Raw genomic sequence first — 26,455 nt, 5'->3', positions numbered from 1 at the left:
GTTTTGAATATTAGTGATTATAACGCAACCGTGGGGTGCTATTATTTTCATCAATTACCCACGTCGAGGTTGAATTTGGATCTGAAACATCAGCAATATCCCAACCTGCAAAAGTCTGAATTTGTTGCAGTTCAGCCGTGGTTTTTCCATATCCTCCAGCACTTTGGCTTTGTCCGGAGGTCTCTTTATTCCAATAGCTATTTACATCAATCGTGATTCCATTGGTATTGCCAATCAGTCCGCCTGTATTCGTTACGCCACTGACAGAACCAGCAGAAAAGCTATTTTCAACTTTTGGTAAGTAATTCGTTGTTCTACCTCCAAGTAATCCACCAGTAGAGTTTTGCCCAATAACATTACCCAAAGCATAGGTATTGAGAAGATGCCCTCCTTGCGTATTCCCAACTAATCCACCCGTATATTGATAGCCCTTCACATCACCAGTGGCATAACTTGAGGACACAAGCCCTAAATGATTCAGACCAATTAAACCACCGACGCTGGTACTTCCGTTAATCGAACCAGTGGCATAACTACGAAAAATTACACCCTCTTCAGCATTTGCCCACTTTTCATTATAGCCGACGAGGCCACCAACATTCTCGGTTCCAGTTACATTGCCTGTCGCAAAGCTATTGTTTACCCCCTGTAAATTTTTCCCGACTAAACCACCCACATCTTTTTCCCCAGTGACATGCCCCTGAGCTGAACTATTCAAAATTTCTGTGGCATTAAATCCAACTAAACCACCTACACTGTTTGTTCCCTGAACATCGCCTTGAGCAGAGCTATTTTTGATAATACTTTCAGATAAATTAAAGCCGACCAAACCGCCTGTATACTCAGTTCCAGTGACTTTCCCTGTTGCATAGCTATTTTCAATTTCAGTCTTATTCTGCAAACTTGGGAAACTATTACTGATTGAACCAACGAGACCTCCAGTTTTAGATGTCCCAATCACCTCTCCAGTAGAGTAACTATTTTTAACTTTGACAACACCATTAACTGAAGCAATTAACCCTCCTGCTGATGACAGATAGCTATCATCAGTAGCTGTTACTTTACCTGCGGCAAAGCTGTCCTCAATGGAAGCAATCGCATTGATATCACGCGTCGGATTATTGTAAACAGCCTCAAGACCAATCGAACCTACTAAGCCACCGACCGCAGATTTTCCATTCAAGTTTCCTGTGGCATTACTTTGCAAAATTTTGGTATTTCCTTGAGAAAATAATAACGAACCCACTAGACCGCCTAAGCTGTCAATGTTTCCAGAAATATTGCCTGTTGCATAACTCTGAATAATGTCATTATTTATTTGCTGCCCAACCAGTCCACCAACTGTTGAGGAGTTGCTTTGTTCTGAATGAATATTTCCCGTCGCATAACTCTCTTTAATTAAACTATAGCTTTTACCGACCAATCCACCAGCATTGGTTCCAATAAGCGGATCAGGGAGACTTAACAGGGTAATTTCACCCGTCGCATAAGAGTTCAAAATAGAAGCTGTGCTTTGTTGATGATTTTCATCTCGGTAGCCACTTACACCGATGAGTCCACCTATTCCTGAGGTTCCTTGCACTGCATTGGAACTAAAAGCATGCTTTACGACACCAGATTTTTGGAACCCGATCAAGCTCCCCACATTACTAGTACCGCTTACCATTCCTTCAATCGTTCCAACATCCCTCAGCGTATTTGTCGTTGCACCAAATAAACCCACTGAATAAGCATCAAAAATTGCTGGTAGCTGTGTCGGAATTTCATACAGTAGTGGACTAGGCCTGTTTATATAGAGTCCATTAACCGTATGCCCAAGTCCATGAAACTCCCCTGTAAAAGGTTTATCAATCGTTGTTTGAGTTGCAGTTATTCCACCTGGATTATTTGGATCATTCAATATCGTAACGATGATGCCAAAACTACCAATGGGATCAAAGCCTTTCCCATCATTCCAATTCACCGTATCTGATGCATCAATATTACTTCCCAGGACATAATTCCCAGTCAGGTTATTGTTCATCCCCTGCAAGGTATTGATATTGGCATCACCTTCTTCGCCTAGGTCATTGATCACAATGTAAGAACTTCCATTGATCAACAACGTCGGGGATGAACCACTAATATTAATCTTGGCACCATTATTTAAGTTGTAATCCGAGCCTGCACCATAGTTCATGGCAAGCTTGGCTTTATCTCCACTTAAGTCCAAATCACTATTAAAGTTAATATCTTTAGTTGCGGTTAGTGTCAGTGCAGTATTGGCATTCCAACTGGTTGCGTCATTGATATTAATATTGCCTTGACCTTCTGCTGTACCCATCGCATTCAAAGTGACATTGCCTTTATTTAAAGCATCACCCAAAGTGGTACTGCTGACACTACCACCAAAGAAATCGACATCGATATTTTTAGCTTTCAGTTCCCAGCCACTGGTGGTCGGCGGTAAGCTGCTGGTACTATTTCGCTGTGTCGTGATATTCGTACCAGAATTGATGTTTACCTCTGCCGCAGAAGTTTTAATCTGCCCACCATTACCACCATTTGGGGCTGATGCATCTAAGGTACCGCTCACATTCACGGTACCACTGCTTAAATCACTGCCAAGCTCAATCACGCCACGAACATTATTCACCGTTTGTGCTTGGATCACCCCAACACTATTCACCACCGCATTACTTAATTCATCAATCCCTTTTGCAGTAAGGATCACTTTACCGCCATCGGCCTGAATCATTCCACCTGAGTTAATCAAGGCCTGTGCTTTACCTTGATTAATGGTGTAACCCAACAAACTACCATTATTTAAATTCAGGGTAATATCACCGCCTGCTGCCAATAATACATTACCCTGCAGTGCTTTGATCGTACCTGTCTGTTTTACTGTTGGCGCAATTAAGGCAACCGTACCGCCTGTAGGCACGGTAATTTTGCCGCGGTTCTCAACAGTTTTGTTATTGGTAGGATTGTTAAAATTAAATAGATTGTTATTAAAATCAGCATTACTCAGGTTTAAGGTTGATGCCACCAAACCCGCGGTATTGACCTGTGAGGTACTGCCAAATAACACCCCATTCGGGTTAATAATAAACACTTGTCCATTGGCATTTAACTGACCATTGAAGTTGGATGCACTTGTACCTGTAACGCGGTTTAAGGTAATCGAGCTGCTATTCGGTTGCACGAAATTCACAATTTCATTGCTATTGGTGGAAAAGCTGCTCCAGTCAATTGCAGCTTTTGCGGTGGACTGGTTAATCGTGGTGGTGGTACCTGCGCTTGAAATGCTCGCTGTTCCAGAGCTAACCACGCCACCTGTTGGTCCTGCAAAAACAATACTTGCACTCAGTACATTCATCGCGAAGAATGCTGCTAGTTTTGCTGTATGAGCAACTGAGCTTTTAGATTTGATTTTTGTTGTTGATTGCGTTGCAACAACGCCACCTTTGGCCTTCTCACTCACGGCTTGCCAGCAAAGATGCGTCGCATTCCAGACAATTCTATAAACTTTATTCACTTATACTTCCCCTTTGATTTTTAATATTATTTCAACTTTTTGTTGAGCATTTTTTTTACCATATATTTTATTTTTCTGATCATTTTTTATCATTTTTCGGATAAAGCGCATGCAGAAGATCGTCGCATTTTGATCTCCTTTTTACGCATTTTTATAGATTCAGTGATGACTAAGCTCGTAACTGCATCACTGATCTTTAAGTCTTTAAAGCACGCGCCTCAGCAATATTATGCTGCTCCACCAAAGTCCGAATGGTATATTCATGATTGGTTTTTTGGTCACAGGCAAACTCACATTTCTGATCCAACGGCAAAGCACTACCGCCTAATAATGGACATCCTGCAAACAGCTCAGCCACCCAGTCGACAAAGACTCTAACTTTGTGGGATAGATGCCGACTTTGCAAATACACCACCGAAATTGGCATCGGTGCAGGCGTCCATTGCGGTAACACTTCCTTTAAAGTTCCCGCTTCAAAATGGTTGGTCAGCATATAGCGTGGACCTTGGATCAGGCCAAAGCCTTGCAGCGCCAAATCGATATAGGCATCACCATCATTGACAGACACCTGCCCATTAACACTGACACTTTGGATTAAGTCATCAACCACAAAATCCCAGTCAAAATTACGTCCTGTACGACTGGAGAAAAAATGAATGGCTTGATGATTTTTTTGTAAATCTTCAAGTGTCTTCGGTTCACCATATTTTTCTAAATAGCATGCGGATGCTGCTGTTGCACACTGAAACGTCCCAATACGGCGAGCAATCAAGCTCGAGTCTTGTAGCTCTCCCACCCGAATCGCACAATCCACCGCCTCGCCCACCAAGTCCACAGGCCGATCATTCATGCCAATCACCAAATCAATATCGGGATAACGATGATGAAACTCTCTTAACCTTGGAATTAAAATCAAGCGACCAATCGACACAGGCACATCAATCCGTAAACGGCCTCGTGGCCCTCGTTCCTCATCATGGAAAGATGCTTCGATATCTTCAACATCCGCCAAAATTCTCAAGCTACGGTCATAATACACCGCACCATCGGGCGTTAAACTTAGTTTACGCGTGGTACGATTCAGTAAACGAACCTGTAAATGTTTTTCTAAACCCTGAATGGTCGTGGTCACCGAAGCACGCGGTAGCCCAAGACTGTCTGCAGCCAGACTAAAGCTGTTGGTTTCAACCACTTTATTAAAGACTCTCATTGCATGAAATAGATCCACAGGCCCACTCCCATTGTTGTATTTTTCCAGTTTCACACAACAATTATTATAAAAATACGAATAGTGTTATCAAATTTAGTATATTTATTCGTAATTGACAAACTTTTATGCTCCTTTCATTCCATAAACCTGTTTCTCCCATACAGACCACAACAAAAAGTCTGAAAACAGGGATTCAAATAACCAGGAGCATCCCATGTCACTTTCTCGCAAACAGCTAACGCTGTCTGCCGTCATTCTTGCTATTTTTGCAACGGGTGGCAGTTTTATTCTCTTCCAAGAAAATGCAGATGCGAAAGCCACTCCAACAGCAAGTGCAGCACCTGCTGCAACCGTTGATGTCGCCAGTGTGGTCAGTCAGACCATTACCGACTGGCAAGAATATTCAGGACGTCTCGAAGCGATTGATCAGGTTGATGTTCGCCCTCAAGTCTCAGGAAAACTGATTGCCGTGCATTTTAAAGATGGCAGTTTAGTTAACAAAGGCGACCTGCTGTTTACCATTGACCCTCGGCCTTTTGAAGCAGAACTGAATCGCGCCAAAGCACAACTGGCTTCGGCTGAAGCGCAAGTGACTTACTCTTCAGCTAACTTAGGCCGCAACCAGCGTTTAATCCAAAGTAATGCGATTGCCCATCAAGAACTCGATCAAGCGGAAAATGAAGCCCGCTCAGCCAATGCCAACTTGCAAGCCGCTAAAGCCGCAGTGGAAACCGCCCGTTTGAATCTGGAATATACCCGTATTACTGCCCCTGTCAGTGGGCGTATTTCCCGTGCAGAAGTCACGGTTGGTAACGTGGTCTCCGCAGGCAATGGCGCACAGGTGCTGACCAGTTTGGTTTCGGTGTCACGTCTATATGCTTCTTTCGATGTCGATGAACAGACTTATTTAAAATACATCAGCAATCAACGCAATTCGGCTCAAGTTCCTGTCTATTTAGGTCTTGCCAATGAATCTGGTTTTAGCCGTGAAGGTTATATCAGCTCGATCGACAATAATTTAAATACCACCTCAGGCACCATCCGGGTTCGTGCCACCTTTGATAATCCCAAAGGTGTGATGCTCCCTGGACTGTATGCCCGCATTCGTCTGGGCGGTGGACAACCTCGCGCAGCGATTCTGATTAGCCCAACGGCAATTGGTGTCGATCAGGACAAACGCTTTGTCGTGGTGGTCGATGCGAAAAACCAAACTGCATACCGTGAAGTAAAACTCGGCGCACAACAAGACGGCCTACAAATCATCAATAGCGGCCTGCAAGTCGGTGACCGCATCGTGGTGAATGGTTTACAACGTATCCGTCCAGGTGATCCTGTCAAACCTCAACTCGTTCCTATGCCGAATCCTCAAATCATCACCGATAACACAGCACAACAACCTCAGCCTACAGATAAAACCCCAACTTCGGCAAAAGGTTAATCCTCATGAATATTTCTAAATTTTTTATTGATCGTCCGATCTTTGCTGGGGTGCTGTCCGTCCTGATTCTACTGGCGGGCTTACTCTCCCTTTTCCAACTGCCCATTTCTGAATATCCAGAAGTGGTGCCACCCTCTGTCGTGGTGCGTGCCCAATATCCGGGTGCTAACCCTAAAGTAATCGCTGAAACCGTTGCTTCTCCACTGGAAGAATCCATCAACGGCGTAGAGAACATGCTGTATATGCAGTCTCAAGCCAACAGCGATGGCAACCTGACCATTACCGTCAATTTCAAGCTCGGAATTGATCCCGATAAAGCCCAGCAACTGGTTCAGAACCGAGTTTCTCAAGCCCTGCCGCGTTTGCCAGAAGATGTACAACGTCTCGGTGTGACCACGCTAAAAAGCTCACCAACCTTAACCATGGTGGTGCATCTGACCTCACCGGATAATCGCTATGATATGACCTACTTGCGTAACTATGCCGTACTCAATGTCAAAGACCGTCTGGCACGCCTACAGGGTGTAGGTGAAGTTGGTCTGTTTGGTTCGGGTGATTACGCCATGCGTGTATGGTTAGATCCACAAAAAGTGGCTCAACGTAATCTCACGGCCACTGAAATCGTCAATGCCATCCGTGAGCAAAATATTCAAGTTGCCGCAGGAACCATCGGTGCAGCGCCAAACAATTCACCTTTACAGCTCTCGGTGAATGCACAAGGCCGTTTAAGTACCGAACAGGAATTTGCCGATATTATTTTAAAAACAGCAGCAGATGGTGCAGTAACGCGCTTGGGTGATGTGGCCCGTGTTGAACTGGCCGCTTCACAATATGGCTTACGTTCATTACTGGACAATAAACAGGCGGTGGCGATTCCAATTTTCCAAGCACCGGGTGCCAATGCCTTACAGGTCTCGGACCAAGTGCGTAGCACCATGGCGGAACTGTCCAAAGATTTTCCAGCATCCATTAAATACGATATCGTTTACGACCCAACCCAATTCGTACGCTCAAGTATCAAAGCGGTGATTCATACCTTGCTTGAAGCGATTGCACTGGTGGTTGTGGTGGTGATCCTGTTCTTACAAACATGGCGTGCCTCGATTATTCCTCTACTGGCAGTGCCTGTTTCAATCATTGGTACCTTCGCCTTAATGCTGGCCTTTGGTTATTCCATCAATGCGCTATCCCTGTTCGGGATGGTGCTCGCCATCGGGATCGTGGTCGATGATGCCATCGTGGTGGTGGAGAATGTCGAGCGGAATATTGAAGCAGGACTCAGTCCAAGAGATGCCACCTACCGTGCCATGCGTGAAGTCAGTGGACCGATTATCGCGATTGCATTGACACTGGTTGCCGTGTTCGTCCCTCTCGCTTTTATGACCGGCTTAACAGGCCAATTCTATAAACAATTTGCCATGACCATTGCCATCTCCACCGTGATTTCGGCATTCAACTCACTCACCCTGTCTCCAGCTTTGGCCGCCATGTTACTCAAAGGTCATGATGCCAAACCTGACTTCCTGACCCGCGTGATGAACCGTGTCTTCGGACGCTTCTTTGCCCTGTTTAACCGCGTATTCTCACGCGCATCGGATCAATATGGTCGTGGCGTTAGTCGGGTGATTTCGCATAAAACCTCAGCGATGGGTGTCTATGCAGTACTACTCGGTCTGACCATTGGGATTTCTTATATCGTTCCGGGTGGTTTTGTGCCTGCACAAGATAAGCAATACCTGATCAGCTTTGCCCAATTACCGAATGGTGCCTCACTGGATCGAACCGAAACCGTGATTCGTAAAATGAGCGATGCCGCGCTGAAACAACCCGGCGTAGAAAGTGCAGTGGCTTTCCCCGGCTTATCGATTAATGGCTTTACCAACAGCTCTAGCGCAGGGATTGTATTTGTCACCTTAAAACCTTTCGCTGAACGTAAAGCAGCCGATCTTTCTGCCAATGCCATTGCAGGTGCTTTAAATCAGAAATACGCCGCGATTCAAGATGCTTATATTGCAGTATTCCCGCCACCACCGGTGATGGGTCTCGGCACCATGGGTGGCTTTAAACTCCAGCTCGAAGATCGCGGTGCTTTAGGCTATGCCGAGTTAAATAACGCAGCCCAATCCTTTATGAAAGCGGCACAATCTGCACCTGAATTGGGGCCAATGTTCTCCAGTTATCAAATCAATGTACCTCAACTAAATGTTGATCTGGATCGAGTCAAAGCCAAACAACAAGGCGTTGCTGTGACCGATGTATTTAATACCATGCAGATTTATCTCGGTTCACAATACGTGAATGACTTTAACCGTTTTGGTCGTGTCTATCAGGTACGTGCCCAAGCCGATGCGCCGTTCCGTGCCAATCCTGAAGATATTTTACAGCTTAAAACCCGTAACAATGCAGGGCAAATGGTGCCGCTGTCTTCGCTGGTCAATGTGACTCAAACCTATGGCCCAGAAATGGTGGTGCGCTATAACGGCTATACCGCTGCCGATATTAATGGTGGTCCTGCACCGGGTTATTCATCCAGCCAAGCCGAAGCTGCGGTTGAGCGCATTGCCGCTGAAACCTTGCCACGTGGGGTAAAATTTGAATGGACCGATCTGACCTATCAAAAGATCTTGGCAGGTAATGCCGGATTGTGGGTGTTCCCGATCAGTGTGCTGTTGGTGTTCTTGGTCTTGGCGGCGCAATATGAAAGCCTGACCTTGCCATTAGCCGTGATTCTGATTGTGCCAATGGGTATCTTGGCGGCACTGACCGGGGTTTGGCTCACAGGCGGTGATAACAACATCTTTACCCAAATCGGCTTGATGGTACTGGTCGGGCTGGCCTGTAAGAATGCCATCTTGATCGTCGAATTTGCTCGAGAACTGGAAATGCAAGGCGCGACCGCATTCAATGCTGCGGTTGAAGCCAGCCGTTTACGTTTGCGTCCGATCTTGATGACTTCAATCGCCTTCATTATGGGTGTGGTTCCACTGGTCACATCTACAGGTGCTGGTGCTGAAATGCGCCATGCCATGGGCGTTGCGGTGTTCTTTGGTATGATCGGAGTAACCTTCTTTGGTTTGTTCCTGACGCCTGCCTTCTATGTATTGATTCGTACCCTGAACAGCAAACATAAACTGCATTCAGCAGCGGTACATGAAGCACCACTGCACAGTTCACACGATCACTAAGGAGCAGGACATGACAGGATTCAAACCCCACTGGATACTCTCCTCACTGATGGGAAGCCTGCTGCTTGCAGGCTGCTCATTGGCACCTGAATATCAGCCTGCCAAGCTGGTTATTCCACTGCAATTTAAGGAAGCCGATGCTAAGTTGAACGATCCCAATTGGACCATTGCGCAACCTGCCGATGCGCAGTCTCGCGGTGAATGGTGGCGTATTTTTAATGATCCGCAACTGAATGATCTGGAACAGCAGGCCATTGCTGGTAACCAAAATCTAAAGGCGGCAGCAGCCAATATTCAGGCCTCAAGAGCTTTAAGGTCTGTTACACAAGCTGAACGTTTACCCAGTATTGGTGCAGGTTTTGGGCCAACCCGTCAAAAGCCCTCACCCGCTTCTTTAGGACTTGATTCGGATGCATCCACATCTGCACGTACCTTATGGCGGGCACAAGCCAATGCCTCTTATGAACTGGACCTATTTGGACGGATTGCTAGCAGTGTCAATGCAGCAACCGCAGATGTGCAGCAACAGGAAGCGTTGTATCATTCTGCACTGCTAGCCTTACAAGCTGACGTGGCACAGGCTTACTTTCTGATTCGCCAATTCGATGCTGAACAAGCCATCTATGCGCAAAACATCAAATTACTGACTGAGAATCAAAATTTGATTCAAGCACGTTATCGCAATGGCCTCGTCAGTGATCTGGATGTTTCACGTGCGCAAACTGAACTCTCGACCGCCCAAAGCACTGCACTCAGCATTACACGGAATCGAGCCAATACCGAACATGCATTGGCAGTATTACTCGGGAAAGCGCCTGCTGAATTTAGCTTAGCCATTCAACCCTTGTTTGCTACTGCGATTCGCCTGCCTGCGGGTTTGCCTTCGAGCTTGCTTGAACGTCGTCCCGATATCGCTGCTGCTGAACGGGCTATGGCCGCTGATAATGCACGCATCGGTATTGCCCGTGCTGCCTTTTTCCCAAAACTGGATCTCACTGGTGCGCTAGGTTATGAATCAGCAAGTTTAGGCGATTTGGGTAAATGGTCGAGTCGAACTTTTTTACTCGGCCCTGTTGCGGGCACAATTTTGTCTTTACCGTTATTTGATGGTGGGCAACGTAAGGCAGGCGTTGCTCAGGCACGTGCAGGCTATGAGCAGAGTGTGGCTAATTATCGGCAGACCGTGCTGAATGCGTTCCGTGAAGTTGAAAATGGTTTGTCTGATCAGCGTATTCTGGATCAGCAAATACAGGCACAGGGGCAAGCACTTGCGTCATCCCGACATGCCAATCAGCTTTCACATTTGCGTTATCGTGAAGGCAGCATTAGTTATCTGGATGTGATTGATTCGGATCGGAGCATTTTGCAGCAAGAGCAATTGGCTGCACAGCTTCATGGCAGTCGAATGATTGCTAGTGTAGATCTTATTCGGGCTTTAGGTGGTGGTTGGCATACTGGGCAAGTGGAGTTGGTACGGCAATAAGGCTTAAATTGGGAAAATATACAAGGATGTAGATTTTCTCTGTAAAATTTGACTCCCATCCCATGCTTTATCGTCAGTTTTTCGAACAATTATAAATGTATGTGTTGGGTAATTTTTTCAATACACCTAGAAAATGAAAATTATAAATCCATATAATACATAAAATCCTAATTCTTTAAATAAGTTATTAAAAAAACCAAACAACTACATATCACCAGCTACTAATAAGTCATGATGCTCTTTGCAATAAATCTCATTATACCAAGTATAATGCATATCATTATTAACTCTCACTAAAACCCAATCAGGAAATTCTCTTAAATATGTTAAATTTATTCTGTTTTCTAGAAAAACAAATTTACTATCTTTTTCAGGCCATTCAGGATCTGAATTATAAGATCTAATAGGGTTTCCTAATTTCATTTCCTTTATAATAATGCTCTCCAAACATTCACAAACTGGTATCTCTGTATTTTCCATTTTCTTAATTTACGTTCCTAAGTATTTAAGATCAAAATTCAAACACTCCATCACACTCTCCATTAAAATTAATTCCATTAGATTATATGCTTATCTTTCGACTTCCATTAAAAACCATACAACTAAAAACATACAAATCAAAATTAATTTACCCCACATATAAAAATTTAATATTCAAGTATTAAAGATATATCTCCCTGCTTGGGATCATAAGTGAATTCAACTTTATTCCATTTCGTTTTATCTTGCTTCAAAGCAACTCTCGCAGGATGAATAACAATAAAATCTTCATCATTAAATTTATACTTATTCTTAAATCTTTTTAAAATTTTTGAGTGAAGTAAATTAGCATCAAAGAACTCAGGCGTATTAAATAAAATATAAATAGTTCTTCCTTGTTCACTAAGAATTTCCACACATACATTATCACTCAAATAGATAAGGCTATCTAAATCATCTTTATTTACTAAATTAGACCTAATTGTTCCTCGGTCATTTTCAACATCAAAATCAAGAAAAAAATTACCAACCATTAAAACCCTTTGGTCAATTAAAACATTTAAATTCAATTTATTACCTCTCAAACTAAATAACGCCCCAGTAGAAACCAAGTTCATTTTATCTGAGTTTTCGATAAAGTTTTGCGGCCCTTCTTCTGCACCTAAATGAGGATTTGCAGCTGTTCTACCTTTAGCCACACACGTATCTTTAGTAACAGTAAAGCGTCAGGCTTATGAATTTAGTCTATCAGATGGGCCATATAAATTCATTTACCTCACTTTCCTCTAAGAGCATAAAACTAAAATCACCAGAATCTCTCCACTTTGCAGTAGTAACATCTTCAACTCTTATACCTTTGTAATTAATTCTATCAATTTCACTTTTAACAGTTTCATTTATAAAAAAAGTATCTTGTGCTGAGTCAATTTTATTTATCTTAAATATATTTACACTTACTTCTTCCAACAAATGAGGTTCTTCCAAAACCAAAAAATCTCCATCCAACCTATACACAGATTTATTTAAATCAAAAACATCACTATAATTTAAAAATTCGTTAAACCTAAAAAAATAATAATCATTATTATCAACCTTATCCAACTGACTGGAAACCAGTTCAACTTTAAAGAAATCAACATTAATATAGTTTTGCAAAATTTCTTTAAAAAAACCATCTACAACATAAATATCAGCATTAATATTCCTAAAAGAAATTTTAGTATTTCTATTTTTTAATACTAAAACCCCATGTCTTGGTAGTTCACAGTTTTTGCTAGTTTTATAGCTATACCATGGAAGAGAACCATACTCAAATTCAGAATCAATCTGCTCTTTATGATTATATAGAACAGCTTCTTCAGAAAGTGAAATTGGACAGATGTCACTCTGTGTAGCACTTAATACATAATAATTCATATTATTAAACCTAACTTAATCTAATTGGTTTAGACCCTGGTACTGATAAAGCAAGTCTCATACTTTTTTGTAAATTCGCAACTTTATCCCTAGCTTGTGAAGCAGTTATTTTTTTATCTCCAAACTCTCTTTCAATCTGTGTTAGCTTTTGATTAATTGCTGCTGAATATAGTGGATGCGATCCGCAATGTACATTACCATTAGTTAAATCAACATTCCCTTGAAGTATCAATGAAGTATCTTTCTCATAGTTATACACTGCACACTCTAAAACATATTCACCATCGTCCATTTCATTCAATTCAAATATAGGCATGTTTTCCACTTCCTGTAAATGAACTTCATCAAAAGGAATCAATGATAGCTTATAATCACCATCAAAATAATTATTAAGAACACCCTCTAACTCTTGATACATTTTTAAAGTAACTTCAAAATCAGATAACAAACCATTCTTATCTTTTTCATTTATGCATTTCAGAAAAAATCTACAGTTTTATAGATATTCAATTCAATATTTTTATCTATCATTCATGTACCATTTTAAACCTTCCATTTCTCACCTCGAACATAACTTAAAAAATCATCCATATTAGTTGTAGGTTCATTTTTAAATTTTACAATAGAATTAGGTGAACAATATCCTGTGATTGTTGTTTGTAACTCACCCAAATAATCAAATTGATCTTGTAATTTTATATTTTTTTGAATCATACTTTCTTCCATCAAAAAAATTTCATTTAAAGATTTATAAACTTCATTTCTCGTCCCCCCTTCATTAATGTAGTCAGTTAATACATTATCAATATCCTCATCATCACCATTATTTTCCAATAGCCAAACTATTTTATTTTTAAAATTTAATACACTCATATTTACTTCTAATCAAGTAATATCAATAACATTCAAACTATAATAAGTATTGAAAAAGACAACCTTATTCCACACACCATCGTCATTAAATCCCTCTAACTCAACCTTATCATCAGAGATATTTACAACCTGAATTAAAGTAAATAAATCTTTACCTTTATTTGTTTCAAGTAAATCAAGTTGTTTGTATTCTTCAATACTACTATCATACATTTCAACATTGAATGAAGTCCAATTAAAAAAAACCAACTCTACATTTTTTACATATTATTTTAAACATATATCATAAACTGCTGAAAATAAAATATAAAACTTATCACCATAAATCTTTATACTTTTTATATCCATATCTGCTATTTCAATTTGTTCCAGCTTCATAAAAAAACTTAACCATAACTAGACTAGTTTTACTCTTCATATCGACAAAAAACCCAACCTTTATATGAAAGCAACTTTCCTATTGGCTTTTCTGACTTTTCTAAATAAATTTTTTGTTTTAAAAACTGTGGGTAAGCTGCCATTATTTCTGTAACAGCAATATCAATTATTTCATAATCTTCATCTTTGGGTTCTACATTTAAATACCCATAAATAAATATAGTTTCATCATTAAAGTCGAATGCTACTGCTCTTACATTATTTGCAATAGCACCTAAAAAGCTTTTAAACACGACCAATTCCAGGTTATTAACATTCATTTCAAAAAAAATAAATCATAAATAAAAATCTTTAAAATTAAAAAAACATCATTTTCATATATTTTTTGTTATTAAATCCTCAATTATTTCTTCGTATGCTTCTTTGATATCACTTATATTACTATCCTTCCCTATCATGAGCAGTTTATCTATTAAATCCTTCCTCTCAAATCTAACCAACAATTCATACAAATAATTAAATGTGTAGTAGTCAAAAAAACATTTACCTCCAGAGTTTTCAACAAAGCCAACCAAAATACGATCAACTTCTTTTTTATAAAAATTCACTACTTCTTTAGTTAGTATCGTATTAACTATCACTCTTTCCTCATCACTACCATCAACAGAAATATTTAAAACACACTCCATCAAACTTACATTAGAATCATACAATGTAAAACTATCCCTAATAAGGGTCAAAACAGAACACCTTACGTCTTTACTTTTATCATTTAAAAGAGAAAGATAATTATCACAAGTTAATCTATTAGCTAATATTTTAGAATTTTCATAATACTTTCCTATTCTATGCGAAAATATAGAATAACCTTCAGAAAGAACATTACCATCACCATTTACAATTGCATATTGAAGCTCACTGTATTCACATATATTTTCATCAACTAAATGCAGAATTTCCTTCTCATTAACTATCATTATATTTTTCCTCCATAATTCCAAGGCATTGACTGAAGTTTTTCATTAAACTCTGATTGAGGCATATCTCTAGTTGGATAAATAGTTGAGTGGCCTTCACCACGTTTGCTACCTGGAATTATATCTTTACCATCATGTTTGATGGCTAAACCTTCAGGCATTGGGGTATCTGCAGATACCTGATGATAATGTCCAGATAATCCTGATTTTTCAGGTAATCGAGTAGCAGACTTCCCTTCTGGCATAGCTTTATCTTTTTGAGAAGGTAAAATACCATTCTCATCTGGTTGTAAATCTTTATCCCTTATACCTTTTGGTTCACTTTTATTACCAAAAACACATATAGGATTAGTATTATTTAGCCCCAGAGGATCAATCCAACTTACAGGATTTGGCGCGTAAGCATAAACGTTGTTACCACCCAACAACCCAATCGGATCTTTAGAGATAAAACGTCCTACATAAGGCGAATAATATCGATAACGGTTGTAATGTAAACCCGTTTCTTCATCAAAATACTGACCTTGGAAGCGGATATTATTGGTGACGATTTCTGAATTTTCAAAAAAGTTAGATGCTGACTTTGTTGATACACGCTCACCCCATGCCTTATATTCAGCTTTCCAGACCATTTGACCTTGGGCATCGCTCATCTCCTGAGGTGTACCCAAATGATCACAATGATAGAAACAAATATCATCTAAAGATTTTGCTGGTGCAGTCTTACGCCATAAAGGATCTTTGGCAATATGATAAGGCTGATCTGTCCAATCAGGTGTTTGTACAAGCTCAATCGGTTCACGATAGATTGCTTGCAATAGAGGGACAAAACTATCCTTCTCATACACATAATGCTTGGTGATCTGATCATTGGATTCAAAGGCCAAAGTATTGCCATCCCACCCATAAATCACATTCTGCTCTTCACCTGTATGATGGTGTTTACTACGTTTTTGAATACGCCGCCCTAAAGCATCATAACGATACTCCGCAGTGTATTCTGTATTACGACTCTTGATTAACCGCCCACAAGCATCCCACTCAAGGTACAAGTCCCCTTTAGATGACTTTTGACGCACCAATTGACCATAAGCATCGTACTGATATTGCTGATCTAGATATGCTTTAACAACATTATTCACCAAACGGTTATAACCATAAGCATTACTTGCTGTTGCGGCTACACTCGGTTCTTGATGATGATTTCGGTCAATGATGTTACTTGCAGGGTCAAAACTAAAGGTTTCTTTGCCCAGCTTACTATTGGCTTCCAGTAAACGACCGACAGGATCGTATTTATACTGGATATTGCCACGGCGAGTATCTGCAATACTGAGCAATTGCCCCGTTTTATCGTACTGATATAAACGCTGAATCAACTGTTCAGTTTCTTGAATGGCATTGTTCTGTATTGCCTGCTGCGGCGATGTATATGCAAATTCATGCCCATTCAGCACGCGTTGCTGAGTCAGACGCCCCAGTTCATCATAATGCTGCTCTTGGCTAATCCCGTTGGCATAGTGGCGAACAGTTTCACGATGTAAATCGTCTCGTTCAAAACTGACAGTATCTTCACCATTCAGGACCAAACCATGAACATGCCCACTGCCATAGGTTAACCAATCGACCTGTTGTCCATCTGGGCGTATGGTTTTAATCCGATCACTAATTTCATCATAACTGTGTTTCCACACCGCAGTTTTATGCGTTTGATGATCTTGATGATGCTCTCTCACCAGATTACCGACGACATCGTAATACCACTGGAGATTGCTCTCATTATTTTTAGCCTGAATCAATTGGCCATTATTGTTATAGGCAAATTCTTCAACCTGTTTTTGTTCTAATTCCTGCTCGGTATAGCCATAGCCTGCTTGACGCTGTTCCAGTCGTCCCATGCTGTCAAATAAGAATTGTTGAATACGATCTTTCGGTGCAGCCCGATCTTTTAAGTCCTGCCCAAATGCAGAGGCTACCTCAATACTGCTGGATAAATTACCATCTGTTTCATCATATTTGTAAAGGGTTTCTTTACCATCAAAATCAATTTCTTTAATCAGGCGACTGGCAACATCATAGAAAAATTCATAGCTTGCCCCATTTTCATTGGTCAAACGTTTCAGACGATTCAGCTTGTCCCATTGATATTTCAACGTGTGCTTCAAGGCATCCGTACGAGATGAAATCAGTCCTGCTGCGTCATATTGATATTGTGTGAGTTGTCCTTTGGCATCGACATGCGCCAATAAACGCCCTTCGGCATCATGGACAAACTGTTCTTCTGTGGCATCGGCATGTTTGATTTTTTCAAGTTGACCAAAAGCATTCAGTGGCAAACCTTGAATGATCGGTTCACGTTGTTCTGTGGTTAGGTCACTATAGAAGTATTCAACCTTTTGTTTTAAGGCATTTTCAACTGATTTTACTCGCCCACGTTCATCATACTGCCATGTTGTGGTTTTGCCCGAACAGTCGGTATAACTGATCAGATTACCCTGATCATCATACTTTAACTGCTTGGAACCCCCTTTGGCATCTTTTATCGAAGTGAGTAAACCTAAAGCATTGTAACTATATTCTGTTACACGTTTTAGCGGATCGATTTCCTTGCTGATATTGCCCTGAGCATCATATTCCTTAAACCAACGCCCTTGCTCAGCATCGACCATACCTGTTAATTGACGCTTGTCATCATAGGCATAATATAAATTTGAACCGTCAGGTTGGGTAACACTGACAATATTGCCACTTTCATCATATTCATAAATGGTTACCGCGGCGTCTCGATCAACATGCTTGGTAACACGGGCAAAATCATCACGGAAGAACCATTCTTCCAATCCATCAGGATAAATGATGCGATAGGTATAGCCATCAATATCATAGTAATACCAAGTTTCTGCCCCATAGGCATCCGTTACATAGGTTAAACGGATATTTTCATCCCATGCCAGTCTGCTCTCAGAGCTGCCATCATCAGCCCATTCGTGAAAGGCCTTCGATGTGGGTTCAATCCCGTCATATTCCAGATTAATACCACGACCAGTCAGATCGGTATAACGGCTTAATAAGTGATGCTCATATTGATAATGATAGCTTGCGCCATTTTCAGTAATGGCCTCGATTAAGTCGCCTTTATGGTTATAGTTATAACTCGCAAGTGGACGAAGCAATTGCCCATTTCCCACCAACCATGCATCGTCAATACGGCCTTGCGCATCGACTTGGAAAGCGACATGCGCCAATAATTTTTGCTTCTCTTTAATCAATACATCCGAAATAAATGAATGATCACCCGATTGATGGTCATAACGAACCGCTAAGGTCACCCCATTTTTATATTCAATCGCAGATAAGCGATAATAATCTTGATACTTTTCAAAAATATGCTTTTCTTCTTTTTGATAAGAAATCATCTGAATATGTTCAGAGATCACACTATAATAAAAATCTTCTGTTTGATTGTGAAAGCTTTCGCCCACTTTTAATTGAGGTAATTTGACTGGGCGTGCGTCTGGACCAATATATTCTAGCCCTGCCAACGGTTTGATATATGCGGCCTGTTGTTCCGTTTCTTCAATATATTCACTTTGCGGCACAATTCGGGTGGTAAAAGAGGTCAACCATCTTGCCCCGAACTCTCCTTGGTCTAATTGATACAAGTTCGATGCATAGGTTCGATTTAAAATAAAACTTTCAATCGCAGACACATAGGCATCCTGATGAGTTAAAAACTCAGTTCCCAATGCATAAGTAATATGTTTTTTAGTACCTGTTTTGGTCTTTCCACCACCTAAATTCAGTGGACATGACACTTCATTTGGATTGTTTTTAGCTTTGGCTTGGTGATTGGTTTTTTCCAGTTCCCCACTCGGTCGACTCTTTTCTTTTTTAGCGACCTGTTTCTGAGTAATATTAGCTGTGGCTTTTTTCTTTAATTTGAATTTTTGCACAGCTTTTAATAAGACATTTAATAACCAAGCAATACTCATTGCTTTGCCCGGATCGGCTAAAGTCATCAAGAACTGCGGCGCTTTTTTACCAAAACCACGAATCCCTGTAATAACCAGTTGAATCGGCTGTTTCGCACTGGCTGGCACAACCGATGAAACACCTTTGGCAACCGTGTTAATATTTTCCTTAACGCTCGCTTTCCATAAGTTCGTCAAACCATCTACAGCATTATTAAAAGTAGCTTTCGGATTACGCTGTAAATTATCTAGATTGACTTTATTAAGTTGTTTCTGTGCTTGTTTGACATTACCTGCTGAACTAAAGACGTGACCATTTAATATTTTTTGTATGCCGTTGGCAAAATCATTACTGATGCTGGTGATTTTTGTTCCACAGTGCTGCATCATATCTTTGACAAGCGGTTGAGCTTTTGCCGCAAACTGATCGAGTTCACCTGCAATACGTTCATTTAAGTGATCACTTAAAATCACCAAAATGGTATCGGAAATGACCCCACCTGCTTTTTGACGAACCAGATTCAAAGTCGGTCTCAAGCTCATGCGCATTGTTGCCATGGTTGGCGGTACAGGAATAATCCCAATCACATCTAAACCAAGATTCAGCCAATCCCCAAAACCCGGGTTTGGTTTTTTACTGATATCGATAACATCGTAAACGGCATCCACCAAAGCAATCGCATTACCAATCACTGGAAGCGAGCCTGCTACACTTTTAATGGTATTTAAGTCGACATAGTCCTTGGTGTTCTTCTTCAACCATGAATTGATTTTATTCATACCTGCTTTGACATCAGCAGCATACATTTTGTTTAAAGGCACAACCGCAACTTGTCCAGTATTGGTTCTTACACTCTGTTTATTTTGCTGATTGTTGGTCTTCTTAGGTGGTGTCGCCATCTTTCATCATTCTCAAAGCTTAATTTTTAAAATCAAAACGCGTTAGATCGAACGGATCTTTGGTTTTTTTATCGCTTGCCATTAGGTTTTGTTGCGCACGCAATGGATTTTTGAACTGGGATAGACTGTCCAAAGGACTGCCTATATTTTTCATCACTTTTTGTGCCAATGGGTTGTCCTTGACCTGATCAGCCAATAGCTTATTTGCTTGTTCTGTCAGGTTCGACTGAACCCCCTGCTGTAGCATTGGCAATAAAGCCTTTGCTCCACCCTCCTTCAACTGCTTTGCAGTCTCAAGCGTTTTTAACACTGAAGAAGGACTGGTAAAGGATTGACCTAAAGCATTCTTGGCGCTGCTAACCGCATTTTTAAGACCTGTCTCTGCTTTGCCCAATAAGGTTTGCGCATCAGGGTCATTTTCATTTGGCCACATTGGCGGGCGTTTAAAGTCACTGGATTCCGCCCACGGATCACGTTTATCATCTTCAAATACAACTTTAGCTGCACCCGTTGCCAGCCCAGAAACCCGAACAAAACCTTTATCATCCAATTGACCAGAAAACTGCTGACCCAGTGAATCAATAACCTGATAGCCACCCTGTTTCACAAACTCGCCATGTTTGTAATCGTGCAGCAATTCCAGTACCCCTTGTCCGCGCTTTGGTGGTGGTGGCAAACTAGACTGTGCACTAACGCTTGAGCCGCTCATAAACAAATGCTGCCCCGCCTTCACCTCAAACTTGCCACCCGTCACAGGAAAAATACCTGAGCCATTCAGCTTGATTTGAGAACCACCCGCGGTAATTACAATTTCTTTCGGACTGCTAATCTGAATCTGACTTTCAGTGGAAATGATCTGGATGCCTTGTTTGGCGAGCAAATCCAGTCCATCTGACTGTGCCTGAACCTCAAACTTGCCTTTGGCAGCCACCTGCTTAATCCCATTCTGGGCAGCAAACAGGCTGATTCGATTTTGAGCATGACCAATCAAATTTTTTTGCGTACTTAAGTTAATACTATCGCCTGCAATCTGATTGATTTGCCCATCTGCAGATACATGAATATCCTCATTACTGCTTAGACCAATACCTGCTGGCGAATGAAGCAACAACAACGCTTTATTAAATTTGGCAATCTTTGCTTCAATCTGTTCTGCAAATTCTTTTAACTGTTCTAAAGATTCAATTTCATCAGTTTGCTGATTTTTGGCGACTTCACTTAAAGCTTTGGCATTGTTCTGGTTGCCTTCTAGCTGTTGCTTGGCAGGTTCTGCATCGAGATGCTCCCCTTGGGCCTGATCCTGCTTTTGAGTACTGAGCAGTAAACCATTGCCTGCACGCACTGCACCCCATTGATCGGTCCGTAGCTCAAAACCCTCACCCCGATCTTCACTTTCAGCCTTATCTTTTGGATGGCTGAGTTTACCCAGATTCAGTTGAGTGGCGGCATGACTACTTTGTAGTTGCGCACTGATTTGTCCCGTGGTGTCATCAAAACGTAGTTGGTTAAACCCTTCACCTTGGTATTCTTTGGATTTAATCCCTGCCAGTTTCTTGGTATCAGGCAACTTGCCCACATGGTCAAACTTAGTCGGACTACGCTGTGCTTCATGAATCCGCCCAACCACAAAAGGTCGATCAATATCACCATCAAAGAAATCAATCACCACGATTTCACCAATCCGCGGCAAGAATCGTGCACCGTAGCCTTCACCTGCCCACGGCGTTAATACATCCACCCATGCAGAGTCAGTATCATTGTCATTGGCACCTGCACCACTATCATGACTGTGGTCATCTGCTCGGGTAAACAGGAAACGAACTTTAATCCGCCCCCATTCATCCACATAAATTTCGTCACCGCTTGGCCCTACTACTTTGGCACGTTGTGGATGTGTCGCAGGTCGATGTTGTAGCGGGTTATATTCAGGAACCAGACCAATATTGCGTCGTTGCAATGTCAGTTGATTGGCTTGCCGCTCATCAGAAACCACATGCTGAAAAGGACTGCTTTGCCAATTGCTTTGTTGAAGCAAAGCTGCGACTTGATCCGTTAAATCTTTAGGTAGGTTATTTTGGTTATAGAACGTTTTTGAGCTGATCAGAAACTCTTTGTCTGCGCCATCATGCTGATCAATTTCAGGATGTTCATTCAGTTCAAACCAATAGCCCACTGGGGTATCGCGAACAGTCGATGTCGCAATAAACTGCTTGGCCTGTGAATCATAATACTGGCTTAAGTTCTGATTCAGTTTTTCAATTTGAGCATTGCCCGATTTGGTGGCGCCATCCTCCCCCTTTAAATCCTGAATCCAAGCAGGGGAAAAATGCCATGCCTGTTCTAACGCAAGCTGTTGGTTATCATGTAGATCGCTATGCTGATGTTTACTCTGAACACTGCCTGCGCCTTCTTCTTGCTCCAAGGCATCGGCTTGCCAACGCTGTACATGCACTGCACTCGGTTGAAGGGTACGCTGCGCTACAAATGCGGTGATGCTGTCCTGTGTTTCGGTTGCACTACTGCGATGAAAGCGGATATGACGGCGCTCTAGGGCTTTATATTGATTATTGTCATCAATGAGTCTGAGTTTCTGCGGCTGAATCTGTTCGCTGGAACTAGATACTTTCAGTTGTGCTTCATCAATCAACCAGTTAATCGACTCTGCTCGCATCAAACGTGTCAAAAAGTCGTAATCAAGTTCATTGGCCTGCATAATAAATGGACGAATGTCATATTGTTTGCTTAAGCCACTTAAGTCCAGACTTAAACTGGCCGCAAACAATGGACTTTTAGCCTGCCATTCTTTAAAAATGGTCTGAATCACATCAACGACGGATTTCGCCATAAAAACACGGCTGTTACGACGCTGCTTCCACAAGGCGGTGGGGTCTTGTACACCTAAACGATAAATAGTCAGCGAACCGTCACTGGCGCCGATATCGGCTTGAGTAATAATCCCTGAGATACGCGTCAACTCTGCTTTATCGGTCACAATATCAATGGCAACCTGACTGCCAATAAAGCTTTTTAAAGGAATGACTGCATTGGTCGAAAGACAGAGTAATTGTAGGTCAAGGCCATGATTGAGCTGATGCAGACCCTCAATACGCTGTAAGAAAACTTGATTATTTAAAGATGTGTTTGAAAATTGAGCGTGAATCGCACGTTTTTGTGCTGTCAGGCCCAAGCTTTCTAAAGCTTGAAAGATATTATTCGCCATCTTTTTTTATAGATTATCTGCTTGAATTTAGCGCATTTTACTCAAAATATCGTTTTACTGTCCATACAGAACCGTCTATTTATGACAATTTGCGTCACTTTTTTGTTCGCTTTATATTATCGAGTCAGGGTAATTAAATTTATGCTTTTGAGTTAGATTGTTTTTTACTTAAAATACTTTGATTCACTTTAGCTATTTTTATAATAAACGTTGCTGCAACTTGCACCTATGGCATCTAAAAAATCTTTTGAATAAAGGCCTATTCTGATCGTTAGGCCTTTATTCACGATTAAAAGTTTATTTTCTGCTGTTTAGAATTTGGCACGTAGCGATAAAGTTACATTACGTGGTTCGCCCCAATAAACACCATTATAGAAACCGACCTGTTGATAGTATTTTTCATCAAATAAGTTATTCACTTGTAAGTTTGCACTGAATGACTCGTTGAAGGTATAGCCCATATTGGCGCTTGCCAAGAAGTAAGCATCTTGTCGCACATAACTATCTGAGTTTTTAGGTGCACTGCTCGACTTACTTACCACCTCACTTTGCCAATTCACACCAAAGCCAATATTGAACTTATTGGCGCCGTCCCAGAGCTGTTCAGGGAGTTTGAAATTGGTATAGATTTTGACTTGATTCTGAGGAAGCGTGGTTGAAGCCTTCACAGTTTCTGAACTAATACTGTTCACATAGGTATAACCCGCCGTAATATTCCACGTCGGTGTGATTCGACCGATGGCTTCTAACTCAAAGCCTTCAATTTTTAGGCCTTCACCCGAGGCTTTCATTGGGTCACCGCCATCATCGGTTTTAATACCTGCTGCGATCGCCTCTTCATCACGAACTGCAACATTCTCCTTTTTCGACCAGAACGCAGCAGCGGTTGCCAAAAGTTGGTTATCCAATAAACTGGCTTTTAAACCCGCCTCATAGCTTTTACCTGTTTCAGGATCTAGGAAACTGTTATTGCGGTCTTTCTGGCTGCTTGGATTAAACATATCGGTATAACTGGCATAAGCAGTGACAATATCGTTAATCGCGTAAGTGGTACCAAAGTAAGGTGTGAAAGCATCGGTTTTCACATCACTCTTGGTACCATTCGTTGCCGAATAATCACTATAACGTCCCCCGACAATCAATTTTAGATCATCTGTTAGGTTTAGCTTTAAGGTACTGTATGCACCATAATTACGTTGTTTCGCATCTTTAGTCGAAGGAATAACCGTGTAGCCTGGTTTAGGTGTTGTATTACCATTCCATGTACGCCAATCATTAATCACACAAGTATCACCAATATTATTAGAAGGTAGCGTTACCCCGTCCACTTTCTTGGTACAAGTCAATTGATTACTGGCAATACCGTCAATAGCTCCACCCGGACTATCTGTAGAACGATCAAAGCCATTTCCACCAATCACCAATTCATGCTCACGATTAAATAATTTAAACGGCCCACTGGCGAACAACTCTAAGCTGGTCTTTTTAGATTCAGATGTTGGATATACTGTTGACCAAACCCCAACGCCCGTTCCATCATTTTGGTTAGGAAAACCAGAACCGCCGTAAGACATCAGCCAGAAACTTTTGGACAATGAATGTGAAGCTGCCGCCTTGATCATCCAGTCATTCTCAAATTTATAGGTCAAATCAGCAAATACAGTTTTGTCACTTTGGCTAATGGTATTCCAGCGATTGGCCAAGCTGAAATTGCGCGGTAAATTGGCCAGCGAACCATCTTGATTCCAGTACGGTACAGTTCCCCACGTCGAACCCCGTGGTTGGTTGTCTTGATATTGAAAACCAATACTGCCTGTTAATTTGTCCGTGATATCGGCTTCAACCATCGCCATCGCCGCCAAGGTTTCCAGAGAGTAATAATCCATATAGGATTCTCCCTCTCGACGTGCGGCCATCACACGGCTGCGCACACTGCCATCAGCCGTCAAAGGGATTGAAACATCCGCCTCATTGCGAATGGTATTCCAGCGACTAAATGAGGTGGCAACCGAGCCTGTCAGTTCCTTTGCAGGACGTTTCCGAATCATATTAATGGTGGCAGATGGATTTCCCGTAGATCCTGTTAAACCTGTTGCCCCCTTCACGACTTCAATACGATCAAAGAAAAAACTATCAACCCGTGGGCTATTCTCGCCAATTGGCATGCCATCAATTTGACGATTGCTAATCGCATAGCCTCGCGCAGAATAATTTGAGCGTTCACTATCATTTTTAGTGACCGTGACCCCTGGCGTGGCCGCAAGCACATCATCAATAATATTGAGATTCCGTTGCTCAATCTGTTCCCGCGTAATGACACTGACGGATTGTGGTGTTTCTTTTAAGGAAAGTTTTAGCTTGGATGATGTACGAGATGATTTCGCTTGAAAGCTTTCGCTACCTTCTGTTTTTTCATCCTCGGCTGCAACTTTGATGGTTGGGAGTACGCTTGCGCCCTGTTCTTGCGCCCAAGCGTGATGTGAAAATGCCCCGAAAATCAGAATCGATTTTATCGCAATATTTAAAGCAGATTGTTTAAGCTGATTGTTCATAATGCTACAAATTAATAAATAAGAATCATTATTATTATCAATATCAATACAAAAATAAATGCAGAATTCACAATTACTTAATATTTATTTGATCTTTTGGGCCAAAAAAGGAAAACGAATCATCCATAGAGATCAAGATGATAATCAAATACATCGAAGCACCAATGTACTTCGATTCAGGACAGGAGCTCAGTTAAAATTTTTTTACTTATACTTTCTGTAGTCGATATAAAGTATATTTTTCCAATCTAAACTAGGTTAATTATTATTTTTCAATCAATTAAAGCTCTAATATTGAATCATCCTCGCGCTCTAGAATACGCGGACCTGAGCCCTGCTCTGCCAGAATATCTTCTGGATTACGCAAACGGCATTGTTCCAAAGATAAACATCCGCAGCCAATGCACCAGTCCATTTCATCCCTTAAACGAGTCAGCTTCTGGATTCGCTCATCCAAGTCCTTACGCCAACAGGTCGATAATTCTGCCCACTGCTCAGCCGTTAACTTGCTACCTATTGGGTAAACACTCAATGCTTTTTTAATCTCCTCCAATGAAATGCCAACTTTTTGCGCGACTTTAATAATGCCGATATAGCGCAGCACAGCCAAAGGATAACGACGTTGATTGCCATTGGTTCGAATACTTTTAATCAGTCCTTTGGATTCATAAAAATGTAGGGTGGAAACCGCGACACCACTTCGTTTGGCGACTTCCCCAACCGTCAGCATCCGATTGATATCAATTTTTCGTTCGAGTGTCATGATTCAATATCTCAAGATTACTTTAGGTTTTATAGTGTATGGCAAAGTAGTTTGTCAATTTAAAGCCTCCCATCATGAGTCAGAACAAGCCA

Annotated in this window: 17 protein-coding genes; 3 read left to right on the top strand and 14 right to left on the bottom strand. The window is 41.4% G+C overall.

The window, feature by feature from the left end:
• Positions 1-10: 10 nt before the first annotated feature.
• Positions 11-3,517: a GLUG motif-containing protein gene (locus MN869_RS07045; protein WP_241345361.1), complete on the bottom strand. Its 3,507-nt coding sequence runs from the start codon at positions 3,515-3,517 to the stop codon at positions 11-13.
• Positions 3,518-3,713: 196 nt separating this feature from the next.
• Positions 3,714-4,745 (bottom strand): LysR family transcriptional regulator, encoded by a 1,032-nt coding sequence (locus MN869_RS07040; protein ID WP_004654891.1) that lies wholly within the window; start codon positions 4,743-4,745, stop codon positions 3,714-3,716.
• A 196-nt stretch (positions 4,746-4,941) separates the two neighbouring features.
• On the opposite strand from MN869_RS07040, the gene MN869_RS07035 reads away from it, so the two are divergent.
• Genes MN869_RS07035 through MN869_RS07025 form a run of 3 tightly spaced genes read left to right on the top strand, consistent with a single transcriptional unit; the run spans position 4,942 to position 10,833 of the window.
• Complete coding sequence (locus MN869_RS07035; protein WP_033134766.1) at positions 4,942-6,165, top strand: efflux RND transporter periplasmic adaptor subunit; 1,224 nt, start codon at positions 4,942-4,944, stop codon at positions 6,163-6,165.
• Between the two features lie 5 nt (positions 6,166-6,170).
• Positions 6,171-9,350: a multidrug efflux RND transporter permease subunit AdeG gene (adeG, locus tag MN869_RS07030; protein ID WP_005205233.1), complete on the top strand. Its 3,180-nt coding sequence runs from the start codon at positions 6,171-6,173 to the stop codon at positions 9,348-9,350.
• A 10-nt stretch (positions 9,351-9,360) separates the two neighbouring features.
• Positions 9,361-10,833: an efflux transporter outer membrane subunit gene (locus MN869_RS07025; RefSeq protein WP_241345362.1), complete on the top strand. Its 1,473-nt coding sequence runs from the start codon at positions 9,361-9,363 to the stop codon at positions 10,831-10,833.
• A 204-nt stretch (positions 10,834-11,037) separates the two neighbouring features.
• Here the strand turns inward: MN869_RS07025 and MN869_RS07020 are convergent, their stop codons facing one another.
• From MN869_RS07020 to soxR, 12 genes are all read right to left on the bottom strand, one after another.
• On the bottom strand, positions 11,038-11,313 hold the full coding sequence (locus MN869_RS07020; protein ID WP_033134768.1) for a hypothetical protein: 276 nt from the start codon (positions 11,311-11,313) through the stop codon (positions 11,038-11,040).
• Between the two features lie 167 nt (positions 11,314-11,480).
• Entirely contained in the window at positions 11,481-12,011 is a 531-nt protein-coding gene (locus tag MN869_RS07015) for a hypothetical protein (RefSeq protein ID WP_227505303.1), read from the bottom strand.
• Positions 12,012-12,060: 49 nt separating this feature from the next.
• Positions 12,061-12,729, bottom strand: a complete 669-nt coding sequence (locus MN869_RS07010; RefSeq protein WP_033134769.1) for a hypothetical protein — start codon at positions 12,727-12,729, stop codon at positions 12,061-12,063.
• A 10-nt stretch (positions 12,730-12,739) separates the two neighbouring features.
• On the bottom strand, positions 12,740-13,177 hold the full coding sequence (locus MN869_RS07005) for a hypothetical protein (protein WP_201772403.1): 438 nt from the start codon (positions 13,175-13,177) through the stop codon (positions 12,740-12,742).
• 95 nt (positions 13,178-13,272) lie between these two features.
• A complete protein-coding gene (locus MN869_RS07000) occupies positions 13,273-13,602 on the bottom strand; it encodes a hypothetical protein (protein ID WP_162180606.1) in 330 nt (109 codons plus the stop codon).
• Positions 13,603-13,614: 12 nt separating this feature from the next.
• Positions 13,615-13,815, bottom strand: a complete 201-nt coding sequence (locus MN869_RS06995) for a hypothetical protein (RefSeq protein WP_227505304.1) — start codon at positions 13,813-13,815, stop codon at positions 13,615-13,617.
• A 194-nt stretch (positions 13,816-14,009) separates the two neighbouring features.
• Positions 14,010-14,273 (bottom strand): hypothetical protein, encoded by a 264-nt coding sequence (locus MN869_RS06990; RefSeq protein ID WP_241304162.1) that lies wholly within the window; start codon positions 14,271-14,273, stop codon positions 14,010-14,012.
• An 81-nt stretch (positions 14,274-14,354) separates the two neighbouring features.
• A complete protein-coding gene (locus MN869_RS06985; RefSeq protein WP_033133561.1) occupies positions 14,355-14,957 on the bottom strand; it encodes a hypothetical protein in 603 nt (200 codons plus the stop codon).
• Positions 14,957-19,828 (bottom strand): RHS repeat-associated core domain-containing protein, encoded by a 4,872-nt coding sequence (locus MN869_RS06980; protein WP_033133560.1) that lies wholly within the window; start codon positions 19,826-19,828, stop codon positions 14,957-14,959. Before MN869_RS06980 ends, MN869_RS06985 begins: the two co-directional genes overlap by 1 nt.
• Before the next feature lie 19 nt (positions 19,829-19,847).
• The gene (locus tag MN869_RS06975) at positions 19,848-23,048 is read right to left on the bottom strand and encodes a type VI secretion system Vgr family protein (protein ID WP_033133559.1); all 3,201 of its coding nucleotides are present in this window, start codon (positions 23,046-23,048) and stop codon (positions 19,848-19,850) included.
• 311 nt (positions 23,049-23,359) lie between these two features.
• Positions 23,360-25,600, bottom strand: coding sequence for a TonB-dependent siderophore receptor (locus tag MN869_RS06970; protein WP_033133558.1), 2,241 nt, complete (start codon positions 25,598-25,600; stop codon positions 23,360-23,362).
• Between the two features lie 280 nt (positions 25,601-25,880).
• Positions 25,881-26,366, bottom strand: coding sequence for a redox-sensitive transcriptional activator SoxR (gene soxR / locus MN869_RS06965; protein WP_162180584.1), 486 nt, complete (start codon positions 26,364-26,366; stop codon positions 25,881-25,883).
• Between the last annotated feature and the right edge of the window lie 89 nt (positions 26,367-26,455).

This window comes from Acinetobacter sp. NIPH1876 (assembly GCF_022808535.1).
GTDB classification, from domain to species: domain Bacteria; phylum Pseudomonadota; class Gammaproteobacteria; order Pseudomonadales; family Moraxellaceae; genus Acinetobacter; species Acinetobacter higginsii.
Note: the sequence above shows the minus strand (reverse complement) of the source record. Positions and strands in the feature narration are given on the sequence as shown.

What these genes read in the sequence shown, in the direction of transcription:
- MN869_RS07035 (WP_033134766.1), top strand. Translation starts at nt 4,942, where the DNA reads ATGTCACTTTCTCGCAAACAGCTAACGCTGTCTGCCGTCATTCTTGCT.
- adeG (WP_005205233.1), top strand. Translation starts at nt 6,171, where the DNA reads ATGAATATTTCTAAATTTTTTATTGATCGTCCGATCTTTGCTGGGGTG.
- MN869_RS07025 (WP_241345362.1), top strand. Translation starts at nt 9,361, where the DNA reads ATGACAGGATTCAAACCCCACTGGATACTCTCCTCACTGATGGGAAGC.
- MN869_RS07020 (WP_033134768.1), bottom strand. Translation starts at nt 11,313, where the DNA reads ATGGAAAATACAGAGATACCAGTTTGTGAATGTTTGGAGAGCATTATT.
- MN869_RS07010 (WP_033134769.1), bottom strand. Translation starts at nt 12,729, where the DNA reads ATGAATTATTATGTATTAAGTGCTACACAGAGTGACATCTGTCCAATT.
- MN869_RS07000 (WP_162180606.1), bottom strand. Translation starts at nt 13,602, where the DNA reads ATGAGTGTATTAAATTTTAAAAATAAAATAGTTTGGCTATTGGAAAAT.
- MN869_RS06995 (WP_227505304.1), bottom strand. Translation starts at nt 13,815, where the DNA reads ATGTATGATAGTAGTATTGAAGAATACAAACAACTTGATTTACTTGAA.
- MN869_RS06985 (WP_033133561.1), bottom strand. Translation starts at nt 14,957, where the DNA reads ATGATAGTTAATGAGAAGGAAATTCTGCATTTAGTTGATGAAAATATA.
- MN869_RS06980 (WP_033133560.1), bottom strand. Translation starts at nt 19,828, where the DNA reads ATGGCGACACCACCTAAGAAGACCAACAATCAGCAAAATAAACAGAGT.
- MN869_RS06975 (WP_033133559.1), bottom strand. Translation starts at nt 23,048, where the DNA reads ATGGCGAATAATATCTTTCAAGCTTTAGAAAGCTTGGGCCTGACAGCA.
- MN869_RS06970 (WP_033133558.1), bottom strand. Translation starts at nt 25,600, where the DNA reads ATGAACAATCAGCTTAAACAATCTGCTTTAAATATTGCGATAAAATCG.